At 69.3% G+C, this 12428-nt stretch carries 7 protein-coding genes; 6 read left to right on the top strand and 1 reads right to left on the bottom strand.

Annotated features, from left to right (window positions below; genetic code table 11):
- Positions 1–87 precede the first annotated feature (87 nt).
- From TTY48_RS07975 to TTY48_RS07965, 3 genes are read left to right on the top strand one after another with little or no spacing between them, the layout of a single operon-like run.
- On the top strand, positions 88–552 hold the full coding sequence (locus TTY48_RS07975; protein WP_220656987.1) for a DUF732 domain-containing protein: 465 nt from the start codon (positions 88–90) through the stop codon (positions 550–552).
- Positions 553–558: 6 nt separating this feature from the next.
- Positions 559–1575, top strand: coding sequence for a cutinase family protein (locus tag TTY48_RS07970; protein ID WP_220656986.1), 1017 nt, complete (start codon positions 559–561; stop codon positions 1573–1575).
- A gap of 18 nt (positions 1576–1593) precedes the next feature.
- A complete protein-coding gene (locus TTY48_RS07965) occupies positions 1594–2535 on the top strand; it encodes a cutinase family protein (protein ID WP_220656985.1) in 942 nt (313 codons plus the stop codon).
- Positions 2536–2537: 2 nt separating this feature from the next.
- Here TTY48_RS07965 and TTY48_RS07960 read toward each other — a convergent pair whose 3' ends face one another.
- Complete coding sequence (locus TTY48_RS07960) at positions 2538–3662, bottom strand: agmatine/peptidylarginine deiminase (protein ID WP_220656984.1); 1125 nt, start codon at positions 3660–3662, stop codon at positions 2538–2540.
- A gap of 399 nt (positions 3663–4061) precedes the next feature.
- On the opposite strand from TTY48_RS07960, the gene TTY48_RS07955 reads away from it, so the two are divergent.
- The 3 genes from TTY48_RS07955 to pks13 all read left to right on the top strand — a co-directional run bounded on the left by TTY48_RS07955 (position 4062) and on the right by pks13 (position 12417).
- On the top strand, positions 4062–5042 hold the full coding sequence (locus TTY48_RS07955) for a TIGR03621 family F420-dependent LLM class oxidoreductase (RefSeq protein ID WP_220656983.1): 981 nt from the start codon (positions 4062–4064) through the stop codon (positions 5040–5042).
- Positions 5043–5295: 253 nt separating this feature from the next.
- Entirely contained in the window at positions 5296–7206 is a 1911-nt protein-coding gene (fadD32, locus tag TTY48_RS07950; RefSeq protein ID WP_220656982.1) for a long-chain-fatty-acid--AMP ligase FadD32, read from the top strand.
- A gap of 93 nt (positions 7207–7299) precedes the next feature.
- The gene (pks13, locus tag TTY48_RS07945; RefSeq protein WP_220656981.1) at positions 7300–12417 is read left to right on the top strand and encodes a polyketide synthase Pks13; all 5118 of its coding nucleotides are present in this window, start codon (positions 7300–7302) and stop codon (positions 12415–12417) included.
- Positions 12418–12428 lie beyond the last annotated feature (11 nt).

The following is a 12428-nucleotide window of genomic DNA, read 5'->3' as shown; positions in this document are numbered from 1 at the left end:
ATCGATCGCCGGTAGCCTGGCAGCGTCGTAGCGGGCAGGCCCAGACGAGCAGGCCCGAGGTACTTATCAGGGATTGGGTGAGTTCACATGGCAGGACTGCGCGGAGCCCTCGCGGTAGCAGTGATGACGGGCGGCGTGCTCCTCGGCGCGGTCGCGTGCGGAGGCAGCTCGACGGTGTCGGCGCCCGACACGGCGGTCGACGGCGGCCCCACCTCGCTGCCCGCCACGGCCCCCGCCTCCTCGGCGAGCGTGCCCTCGGGCTACCCCGGCCCGCCCTCGGTGGCCAGCTCCCCGAAGGACAAGGAATTCGTCACCAAGATGCGGTCGGAGGGCCTCGTCGCCTCCGACGAGACCATCATCGGCGCGGCCCAGTACACCTGTGACGCGCTCTCGCAGAACCCGAATCCGCGGTACGTGGAGACCCTGGTCAAGGGCATGCTGGGCCCGTCGCGCACCGGCGAGGGCGTCTCGGCGCAGCAGGCCGACAAGCTCGCCACCGACGACGCCACCAAGCTGATCGCCGAGGCCAAGTCCTCGTACTGCAAGAAGTAGCGGCCCGTGACGCAGCAGCAGCCCGGCCCGCCGCCCGCAGACAAGCGGGGGATCTCCCCCCTGACGATCGGCGTCGGCATCGCCGTGCTGATCGCCGTGATCCTGGTGATCATCCTGCTGATCAACCTGCTCAAGCCGGGTCCGACGCCGCCGGTGATCGACGGACCCGGGACCTCCTCGTCCGGCGCACCGTCGAGTGCGGTGCGCCCCAAGAACCAGCCGGCCGATTGCCCCGACGTGCAGGTGATCTCGGTGCCCGGCACCTGGGAGTCGAAGAGCAACGACGACCCCTACCGGCCCACCGCGAACCCGAACTCGCTGATGCTCAAGGTGACCGGCCCGCTCGCGGCCGCCTTCCCGGGCTCGCGTGCCGACGTGTGGACCACGCCCTACGTGGCGCAGCTGTCCAACCCCGTCGCCATCCCGCCGGACGGCCAGGCCTCCTACGAGAAGTCGCGCACCGAGGGCTACGACAAGTCGGTCGCCCAGATCACGAAGGTCTACAACAAGTGCAAGCTCACCGGCTTCGTGCTCATGGGCTTCTCGCAGGGCGCCGTGATCGCCGGCGACATCGCCGGTGAGATCGCCGCGGGCAAGGGCCCGATCCCCGCGGAGAACGTGCTCGGTGTGGGCCTGATCTCCGATCCCCGGCGCGAGCCGGGCGATGCCCGCACCACCGGCCCCAACCCGCCCGGTGTGGGCGTCGAGGTGGCCTACGGCGGCTTCAGCTTCGGCAGCCTCGCGCTGCGCGGCAAGCGGGAGGGCGGCTTCGGCGTCCTCCAGGACCGCACCTACTCGCTGTGCGGGATGAAGGACCCGATCTGCAACCAGCCCAAGGACATCTTCCAGGCGGGCCAGCTGGCCACCACGCTGCCCGAGCTGCAGAAGGTGCTCACCGGGAACTCGCACGCGCTGTACGCCACCACCACCGACTGGTCGGTGAACGGCCAGACCGCCACCCAGTGGTTGCAGGGCTGGGCGCGCGGCGTGATCGACAGGGCGCCTAAGCCTCCCCACAGCTAGCCCTGGTATTCACGACACATGGCAGGCAACGGCAAACGCGCCCTGAACACGATGGGCATCGCGATCGCCATCGCGGCGATCATCGCGATCATCGTGGTGATCGCGCTGATCATCTCGATGCTGAACAAGCCCGGGCCCACCCCGCCCGGACCCCCGCCCGAGACGCAGGCGGCGGATTGCCCCGACGTGCAGGTGCTCTCCATCCCGGGTACCTGGGAGTCCTCGGCCACCGACGATCCGGTGAACCCGCGGTTCAACCCGCGCTCGCTGATGCTGCAGGTCACCGGCCCGTTGCAGAACCGGTACAAGCCGCTGCGGGCATCGGTGTTCACCGTCCCGTACGTGGCGCAGTTCCACAATCCGGTGGCGGTGCCGCCGGACGGCCAGATGACCTACCAGGCCTCCCGCCAGCAGGGCACCGACCGGGCGATCGCGCAGATCAACAAGGTCAAGGAGCGCTGCGGCCGCACCGGATTCGTGCTCATGGGCTTCTCCCAGGGCGCCACCATCGCCGGCAACATCGCCGCGCAGATCGGCGCCGGGCAGGGACCGATCGTCGCCGAGCGGCTGCTCGGTGTGGGCCTGATCTCCGACAGCCGCCGGGTGCAGGGCGAAGGCCGGGCCGTCGGCCCCGACCCCGCGGGTGAGGGCGTGGAGGTCACCTTCTCCGGGTTCAGCGCCTTCGGTGTGGATCTGGAGGGCAAGCGCAAGGGCGGCTTCGGCGCCGTCGACGACAAGGTGGTCACCATCTGCGGATCGAACGACCCGATCTGCAATCAGCCCAAGGGCGGGCTGTTGGGACTGGCCACCGGTCTGCCGCAGGTGATCTCGACGGTGACCCAGAACTCGCACGCCGCGTACGGCACCACCGCGAACTGGAGCCTGGACGGTAAGACCGCCACCCAGTGGCTCACCGGCTGGGCAACCGGCGTGATCGACAGGGCGCCGAAGACCAAGTAGCGCTACCGAACCGGCTGCTGCTGGGTGGCGCAGTGGATACCGCCGCCGCCACCGGCGATGGCGTCGATGTCCAGCTGCACCACCTCGCGGCCCGGGAACAGTCGTTGCAGCGTGGCGCGGCATTCGCCGTCGGCCGCGGCGTCGCCGAACTGCGGTGCGATCACCGCGCCGTTGCACAGGTAGAAGTTGATGTACCCGGCGGCGAAGTCGTCGTCCTGCTGGTACTTCTCACGCACCATCGAGGGCGTGCGCAGCACCTCGACCGTGAGCCGGCGACCCTTGGCGTCGGTGGCGCCCTTGAGGATGTCGAGGTGCCGGCGGGTCACGTCGTAGTCGAAGGACTCGGGATCCTCGTCGAGACCGGCGACCACCGTGCCGGGGGAGGCGAACCGGGCGTAGAAGTCGGTGTGGCCGTCGGTGATGTCCTTGCCCTTGATGCCGGGCAGCCAGATCACCGTGTCGATGCCCAGAAGATCGCTCAGTTCCGCCTCGACCTGCTGCTTGGTCCAGCCGGGGTTGCGGTTGTCGTTGAGCACGCAGCTCTCGGTGATGATCGCCGTGCCCTCGCCGTCCACCTCGATGCCGCCGCTCTCCAGCACCAGATCGGTGTGGATCACCTCGGCGCGGGCCTGCGCGGTCACCAGTCCGGCGACCGTGGCGTCGGACTTGTGCCGCTGCTTATCGCCCCAGCCGTTGAAGTTGAAATCGACCCCCGCGAGGCCTTGGTCGCCCTTGACGAAGACGGGTCCGGTGTCGCGGATCCACAGATCGTCGAGGTCGCCGGCCACCAGGGTGATCCCGGGGACGTTGCCCACCAGTTCCCGGGCGCGGCCCAACTGATCGGCGCTCACCAGCATCGACACCGGTTCGAACCGGGCGATCGTGGTCGCGATCAGCGCCAGCGCGCGCTGCACGTCCGGTGCGCGGTCCTTGCCCCAGATGTCGGTCCGAGCGGAGAAGGCCATCCAGGTGCGCTCGTGCGGGTCGCCCTCGTCGGGCATCCGCCAGCGCCGGCCCTTGCGGTCGATGGGGGAGCGCTCGGCCGGTGGGTTCGACGGTGCGCCGCAGGCGGCCGCGACCAGTCCCATCAGCGCGGCACCCGCCTGCATGAATCGGCGACGGTTCATCATCCCCTCGTCCCGGCGAGCGCTTCTCACCTGCTGAGAAACCTAGCAGGACGTCGCGAAACCGCCTCCCTGAGCGCGACCGCGTGCACTACGTCCACGGCCGGCCCCTGCGCGACAGTTTCGCGGCGCGGTCCGGGCCGAATCCGATCGATGTGCACTTCTACAAGACGACCCGGCCGCGTCGCGTTGCCGCGCGCTGCCGCCGCTGCGGCCTTCTGCGACGTGGACCGCCGAAAACGGCGCGGCGTTCGCGAAAAGTCCAGGTCCGGCGAGTTGTCCGCACCGGACAAATTCCGAGGGCCCGATGCCGCTGCGGGATGCTCGGCGTGGCTGGAACACCGGCGGCCAGCGGTTAGGCTGTGCCCAACGCCCACAGCCGTCGACCAGGAGTACCCCCACGTGACCGAAGAGCCCCGCAAGTTCCGTTTCGCAGCGGGTGGTGCAGGCAACGCCGACGAGGGCGGGGCCCGCAAGTTCGTCAAGCTCGCCCAGGAGGCCGAGGAACTGGGCTTCGACACCTTCGCCATCCCGGACCGGCTGGACGCCCAGGTGGGACCGCTGGCCGCGCTCGGTGCGCTGGCCGTGAGCACCTCCACGATCCGGCTGGCCACCTCGATGCTGGCGATGCCCTTCCGGCACCCGGCGGTGCTGGCCAAGGAGCTCACCACGATCGACGTGCTGTCCAAAGGACGCCTGGAGATCGGTCTGGGCCTCGGTGCCTTCAAGGACGATTTCGACCAGGCCGGCATCGAGTTCGAATCCCCGGCCGGCCGGCTGCGCCGGCTCGACGAGGGCCTGACCGTGCTCGACACCCTGCTCCGCGGCCAGGAGGCCGAGTTCGAGGGCGAGGTCTTCCAGGTCAAGCAGCTCAAGGGCTACCCGCGCCCGCGGCAGGGACCGCGCCCGCCGATCGCCATCGGCGCCGGTGCCCGCCGCACGCTGGAGCTGGCCGCGCGCCGCGCCGACGTGGTCTCGATCAATCCGCGCAGCTCCGCCGAGGGCAAGTTGCGGATCTCGGACATGTCGATGGACGCCGTGAAGAACAAGGTGGAGATCGTCAAGGCCGCGGCGGGCGATCGCTTCGCCGATATCGAGCTGTCCTGGTCGATCGCCACCATCGTGGTCACCGACGACCGGGAGCAGGTCGCAGACTTCGCGCTCAAGGCCATCGAGCGCGGCCTGTCCGCGAGCATCGAGATCGATAAGGAGGTCACGATCGACGACGTGCTCGGCTCGCCCTACCTGGCGATCGGCACGTTCGACGAGATCGCCGATCAGGTGCGCGCCACCCGCGCCGCCACCGGCATGTCCTACGTGGGCGTGGTGCCCACGCAGATGGAGGCCTTCGCGCCCGTCCTCGAGCAGCTCAAGGGCGAGTGACCCGGTGCCGGGCGCGGAGCGAGCGGGCCGGATGGGTTCCGCACACTCGCGGTTTTCGTCCGTGCCGACGGTGCGCGGTACGATAGCCGGGTTTGCGGATTTTCGCGGCGTGTCCAGCACCGAAACCGGTCGGACGGGTTGCGGATATCAAGCACTATGAGGTGGCCCACAGCCCCGCAACGGGGCGTGACCGCCAGGCGATGAACTACCTATGACCGTAGCCACCCCGGGACGGTCTTTCGAGGAGCGATGCATGAACAACGAGTTTGACCAGTTTCTGGACGAAGACGGCAACATCTTCTTCCGCCCCGGAACCACGCTGGTCGACTTCGTGGAGCGCAATGCACGTGAGCGTGCCGACACGCTGGCGTACCGCTTCATCGACTACAGCCGCGAGCGCGACGGTGAGGTCCACGAGCTGACCTGGGCGCAGTTCGGTGCCCGCCTGCGCGCCATCGGCGCCCGCCTGCAGCACATCACCAAGCGTGAGGACCGCGTCGCCATCCTGGCCCCGCAGGGCCTGGACTACGTGACCGCCTTCTTCGGCGCGCTGTACGCCGGCAACATCGCCGTGCCGCTCTTCAGCCCCGACGAGCCCGGCCACACCGATCGCCTGCGCATCGTCCTCGAGGACTGCAAGCCCACCGCGATCCTCACCTCCTCGGGATCCGCCGAGGCCTGCCGCAACTTCTTCCGGCACCTCCCGGCCAAGGAGCGCCCGCGGATCATCGCCGTGGACGCCATCCCGGACTCGGTGGGCTCCACGCTCAAGCCCTTCCCGATCTACCGCGACACCATCGCGTACCTGCAGTACACGTCGGGTTCCACGCGGAACCCGGCCGGTGTGCAGATCACCTACGAGGCCGTCGGCACGAACGTGATCCAGATGATCCACGCGCTGGACCTCAACGAGAACTCCCGCGGCGTCACCTGGCTGCCGATGTTCCACGACATGGGCCTGCTCACCGTGATCCTGCCCGCGCTCGGCGGCAAGTTCATCACGATCATGAGCCCGTCGGCCTTCGTGCGCCGCCCCGGCCGCTGGATCAACGAGCTCGCGGCCGTCGAGGACGGTGCCGAGACCTTCGCCGCGGCCCCGAACTTCGCCTACGAGCACGCCGCCGCCCGCGGCCTGCCCAAGGAGGGCGAGACCCTCGACCTGTCGAACGTCAAGGGCCTGATCAACGGCTCCGAGCCGGTCACCGTCTCGTCGATGAAGAAGTTCAACGACGCCTTCGCGCCGTACGGCCTGTCGCCGAAGGCGATCAAGCCCTGCTACGGCATGGCCGAGGCCACCCTGTTCGTCAGCTCGACCCCCGTCGAGAACGAGGCCCGCGTGGTCTACGTGGACCGCGACAGCCTGGCCGCCGGCACCTTCGTGGTGGCCGACGAGAACGCCGAGGGCGCGGTCCCGCAGGTCTCCTGTGGCGATGTCGCGCTGAGCCAGTGGGCGTGCATCGTCGACCCGGAGACCGGCAAGGAACTGCCCGACGATTCGGTCGGCGAGATCTGGCTGCACGGCATGAACATCGGCTCCGGCTACTGGGAGCGCGCCGAGGAATCGCGCGAGACCTTCCAGAACTACGTGACGCCGCTGTCCGAGGGGACCCACTCCGCGGGCGTGAAGAACCTGGAGAAGGCCCGCTGGCTGCGCACCGGCGACTTCGGCGTGTACCACGACAACGAGCTGTACATCACCGGCCGCGTCAAGGACCTGGTGATCGTGGACGGCCGCAACCACTACCCGCAGGACATCGAGTTCACGGCGCAGGAGTCGGACACCAAGTACATCCGCACGGGCTACCTCGCGGCGTTCTCGGTGCCGGCGAACGAGCTGCCGCAGGCGGTCTTCGAGAACGCGCACTCGGGCCTGACCTACGACCCGAACGACCAGTCCGAGCAGCTGGTGATCGTCGCCGAGCTCGGTGCGGGCGGGGCGAAGCAGGACCAGCAGGCGCTGGCCGACGGCATCCGTTCCGCCGTGGGCGCCGCGCACGGCGTACTGGCCCGCGACATCCTGCTGGTGCCCGGCGGTTCGCTGCCCCGCACCAGCTCGGGCAAGATCGCCCGGCGCGCGGGCCGCGCCGCCTACATCGACGGCACGCTGCGCGGCGGCTACACGCAGCAGGCGTTCCCCGACGCCGACGCCAACAACGTCAACTAGAACGTTCGCTCCCACCGGAGCGATGACCACAACTGAACCAGACGCGCTCCCGCGACCAACGGGTCCCGACTGCGAAGGGTGATTGAAGAAACCATGGCTGACAACGACAACTCCCTCCCCACCGGTCAGGACGGCCCCACCGGCAAGGCCCGCGAGGACCTCACCGTCGAGGAGCTGCGCGCCTGGATGCGGCAGTGGATCGCGGATGCCACGAAGCAGCCGCTGGAGAACATCACCGACGACAAGTCGCTCGACGAGTTCGGCCTGGGCTCGCGCGACGCCGTCTCGATGGCCTCGGACATCGAGGACTTCACCGGTGTGCAGATCACGGCCACCGTGGCCTTCCAGCACCCGACGATCGCGCTGCTGTCCCAGCGCATCATCGACGGCGACCCGGTGGTCTCCGACGACGATCTGGCCGCCGAGGCCGCGCGGTACGACCGCGGCGAGGAGTTCGAGGCGAACCGGGGCACGCACGACGTGGCTGTGGTGGGCCTCGCGACCCGTTTCCCCAAGGCCGGTGAGACCCCGGAGAGCACCTGGGAGTTCCTGATCGGCAACGGTGACGCCACCACCGATCTGCCCGAGGACCGCTGGACCGAGTTCAAGCAGGACCCGCGCCTGAAGAAGGTGCTCGACGACGCCAATGTCTTCGGCGGCTACCTCGACGATGTGAAGAGCTTCGACGCCGAGTTCTTCCAGATGACCCCGCGCGAGGTCGAGATGGTCGATCCGCAGCAGCGGCTCGCGCTCGAACTCACCTGGGAGGCGCTGGAGCAGGCCAACATTCCGGCCAGTTCGGTCAAGGGCACCCGCACCGGGGTGTGGATGGGCAGCTCCGCCAACGATTACCAGATGCTGGCCGTGGCCGATCCGACCAAGGCCAACCCGTACGCGCTGACCGGCACCTCGACCTCGATCGTGGCGAACCGCGTCTCCTACTTCTACGACTTCCACGGGCCGTCGGTCACCGTGGACACCGCGTGCTCCTCTTCGCTGGTCGCGATCCACCAGGCCATCCGCAGCCTGCGCGAGGGCGAGACCGATATGGCCGTCGCTGGCGGCGTGAACATGCTGATCGTCCCGGCCGCGACCCTGGGCTTCGACAGCATCGGCGCGCAGGCGCCCGACGGCAAGATCAAGGCCTTCAGCTCCGATGCCAACGGCATGATCCGCGCCGAGGGCGGCGGCGTGGTGCTGCTCAAGCGCCTCGCCGACGCCGAGCGCGACGGCGACACCATCCTCGGCGTGCTCGCCGGCTCGGCCGTCACCTCCGACGGCAAGTCCAACGGCATCTTCGCGCCGAACCCCGAGGCGCAGGTGATCAACCTGCGCGACGCCTACATCGACGCCGGCATCGACCCGCGCTCCGTGGACTACCTGGAGGCGCACGGCACCGGCACCATCCTGGGTGATCCGCTCGAGGCCGACGCCATCGGCCGCGTGCTCGGCCGCGGACGCGACGCCGACAAGCCGCTGCTGCTGGGCTCGGCCAAGACCAACTTCGGCCACATGGAAGCCGCCGCCGGCATCGCCGGTGTGGCCAAGGTGCTGCTCGGCATGCAGCACGGCCAGATCCCGGCCTCGCTGCACTACGCCGGCCCCAACCCGTACATCCAGTTCGAGGCCAACCGGATGCTGGTCGCGGCCCGGAACACGGAGTGGCCCAAGTACTCCGGCGCCCGGCTCGCCGGCGTCACCGGTAACGGCTTCGGCGGCACCAACGCCCACGTGGTGGTCAAGGAGTACGTGGCCCCGGAGCCCGCCGAGGCCCCCGAGTCCGACGAGGCCACCACTTCGGTCCCCGACTTCTACGCCGCCACGGTCGAGGGAGCGGCTGTGCCGCTGGTGCTCTCGGGCTACGTCCCGTCGCGCCGCCGGGCCGCCGCCAAGGAGCTGGCCGACTGGCTGGAGACCGACGAGGCCAAGGAGTTCACGCTCGCCGAGATCGGCCGCAGCCTGGCGCACCGCAACCACGGCCGCGTCCGCTCGGTGGTGATGGCCAAGGATCTCGACGAGGCGATCAAGGGCTTCCGCGCCATCGCGGACGGCAAGAACGCCCCGAACGTGCTGTCGGCCAACCAGCCCGACCCCACCGGCCCGGCGTTCATCTTCTCCGGTTTCGGCAGCCATCACCGCAAGATGGCCAAGCAGCTCTACCTCGAGAACCCGGTGTTCAAGCACTACTTCGACGAGGTCAACGAGCTGATCATCGACGAGTCGGGCGACGACTACGCCGATATGATCACCGACGACACCCAGACCTTCCACATCGAGACCGGCCAGGTGGGCATCTTCGCCATCCAGGTCGCGCTGGTGGGACTGTTCCGCCATCACGGCATCGAACCCGGTGTGGTGCTGCCGCACTCGATGGGTGAGGCCACCGCGGCCTGGCTCACCGGCGGCCTCTCGCTGGAGGACGCCGTGCGCGTCATCTGCAACCGCTCGCGCCTCATGGGCGAGGGCGAGGCGATGCTCCCCGAGGAGATGGAACGCTTCATGGCGCTGGTCGAGTACAGCGCCGACGACATCGACACCGTGCTCGGCGAGTACGAGGGCCTGGAGATCTGCGTCTACGCCGCGCCCACGCACACCGTGATCGGTGGCCCCGGCAAGGTGATCGACAAGATCGTCGAGGAGACCGAGGCCAAGGGCCTGATGGCTCGCAAGCTCGTGACCCGCGGCGCATCCCACACCTCGCAGATGGACCCGCTGCTGGGCGAGCTGCAGGCCGAGCTCATGGGCATCGAGCCGCACCCGCTGCAGTACCCGATGTACTCCACCGTGAACAAGGAGGAGTTCTACAAGGCGGGCCACGCCCCCGTGCACGATGTGGACTACTGGATCAAGGGCCTGCGCCACAGCGTCTGGTTCACCCAGGCCGTGGAGAAGGCCGTCGAGGCCGGTTACCGCACCTTCATCGAGTTCTCCCCGAACCCGATCACCCTGATCTCCGTGGCCGCCGTGACCTTCGGCTCCGGCATCCAGGACGCCGCGCTCATCCAGACGCTCAAGCGCAAGGAGGACGAGCCCGGCACCATCATGACCGCGCTGGCGAACGTCTTCGTGCGTGGTCACGATGTGAACGTCGCCTCGCTCTTCGGACCGGGCCGCTACGCCCCGATCCCGCGGACCAAGTTCCAGCGCAAGGAGATCTGGATCCAGACCTCGCTGCCCGACGGCGGCTCGGGCGTGGTGCCCGGCGGCCACGTGGCGCTGCCCGACGGCCGGCACGTGTGGCAGCTCGACGGTGGCGCCCTCACCCTGGGCGACGGCACCGAGATCGGCCTGGTCGAGCTCGCGCGCATGGCGGCCGCCCAGGTGCTCGACGGTGCCGCGGTCACCGCGGCGGTCGAGCACGGTGCGCCCAACGCCGCGTCGACGCTCACCACCACGCTCACCCCGCACCCGGGTGGCGCTTCGATCCAGGTGCACCGCAACGATTCCGGGAGGTTCACCCTCCTGCTCGACGCCGTCGTGGTGGGCGGCGAGGCCTCCGGCACCGCGGCCGCGCCGCTGATCACCAAGGCCGCGCCCGCCGCGGTGGAGGCCGACGACGCGCTCGACGCCGAGCCCGAGATCGCCGTCTCCGAGGAGACCGAGGCGCCCGCCCCCGAGGGCAGCGCCGAGGTGTGGAGCCCGGAGTCCGGCGAGACGGTGGAGCACCGGCTCGGCGTGATCATCGCCGAGACCATGGGATTCGAGATCGAGGACCTGCCCAAGGAGATCCCGCTGATCGACCTGGGCATGGACTCGCTCATCGCGATGCGCATCAAGAACCGCGCCGAGTACGAGTTCGACATCCCGCCGATCCAGATCCAGGCGGTGCGCGACGCCTCCTTCAACGATGTCGTGCAGTTCGTCGAGTACGCCGTCGAGCACCGCGACCAGGTGGACGCGCTGGCCGAACACCAGTCCGGCACCGGCGAACTCGCCGACGCCGCGAAGCTCGCCGAGATGATGCAGGCCGCCAAGGACGAGGCCGCCGCTAAGGCGGCAGCGCCCGCCGAGGCCGCACCCGCCGCGGAGCCGGCCGCACCGTCGGAGCCCGCCCCGGCGGCCGCGGAGCCGAGGTCCGATGCTCCCGACCTGCTCGACGGTGCCGCCGTCGCGGAGGCCGTGGGCGACGGTGTGCCCCCGCGCGATGCCGCGGAGCGCCTGACCTTCGCGACCTACGCGATCGTGGTCGGCAAGTCGCCCGGTGGCGTCTTCAACGAGCTCGACGTGCTCAGCGAGGACGTCGCGGAGAAGCTCACCGCGCGCCTGTCCGAGCGGGCCGGCGGCGAGGTCGACATCGAGGACGTGATCGACTCGAAGAACATCGAGGAGATGGCCACCTACGTGGGCGCCGTGATGAACGACGCCACCCCGGTGGACGGCTTCGTCCGCACGCTCCGCGCCGCGGAGGGCTCGACCCGCAAGCCGCTGTTCCTGTTCCACCCCGCCGGCGGCAACACCACCGCCTACGAGGCGCTGCTGCGCAAGCTGCCGCAGGACCTGCCGGTGTACGGCCTCGAACGCGTCGAGGGCGAGATCGAGGAGCGGGTGCGCGAGTACCTGCCCAAGATCAAGGAGATCCAGCCCGAGGGCCCGTACCGGGTGTCCGGGTGGAGCCTCGGCGGCGCCTTCGCCTACGGCGTGGCCCGCGGCCTGGAGGACGACGGCGCGAAGGTCGAGTACATCGGCTTGCTCGACGTGGTGGCCCCCACCGTTCCGCTCACCGATGAGCCGGACGAGAAGAAGGCCCGCCTGGAGCGCTGGGAGAAGTTCGCGCGCAAGAACTACGACATCGGCGACGAGATCGAGCTGCCGATGGACCGGCTGGTCGCGGCGGACGACGAGGGCCAGTTCCGGATCATCATGGAGCTGGTGCAGCTGTCCGATAAGAAGGTGCCCACCTCGATGATCGAGCACCAGCGCACGTCCTTCATCGACAACCGCGCGCTGCTCAAGGTGAACCCGGCCGATTACGGCCGGTTCGACGGCAAGGTCACGCTGTACCGCGCCGACCGCATGCACGACGGCGCCGTCGAGCTGGAGCCGAACTTCGCCGACATCGCGCCGGACGGCGGCTGGGCACCCGTGGTCGAGGACCTGGAGATCGTGCAGATCGGCGGCGATCACCTGCAGATCATCGACGAGCCGTACATCGGCAAGGTCGCATCGCACATGGCGGGTGAGCTCGATCGAGCCGACGCCGAGCGGTCCTGACGAAGGGATAG

Source organism: Tsukamurella sp. TY48 (assembly GCF_019656655.1).
In the GTDB taxonomy this organism is placed as follows: Bacteria; Actinomycetota; Actinomycetes; order Mycobacteriales; family Mycobacteriaceae; genus Tsukamurella; species Tsukamurella strandjordii.
The sequence above is the reverse complement of the archived record's forward strand: the minus strand, read 5'-3'. Positions and strand labels throughout refer to the sequence as shown.

Excerpts from the sequence above, each read along its gene's own strand:
- TTY48_RS07975 (WP_220656987.1), top strand. The coding sequence starts at position 88 with ATGGCAGGACTGCGCGGAGCCCTCGCGGTAGCAGTGATGACGGGCGGC.
- TTY48_RS07965 (WP_220656985.1), top strand. The coding sequence starts at position 1,594 with ATGGCAGGCAACGGCAAACGCGCCCTGAACACGATGGGCATCGCGATC.
- TTY48_RS07960 (WP_220656984.1), bottom strand. The coding sequence starts at position 3,662 with ATGAACCGTCGCCGATTCATGCAGGCGGGTGCCGCGCTGATGGGACTG.
- fadD32 (WP_220656982.1), top strand. The coding sequence starts at position 5,296 with ATGAACAACGAGTTTGACCAGTTTCTGGACGAAGACGGCAACATCTTC.
- pks13 (WP_220656981.1), top strand. The coding sequence starts at position 7,300 with ATGGCTGACAACGACAACTCCCTCCCCACCGGTCAGGACGGCCCCACC.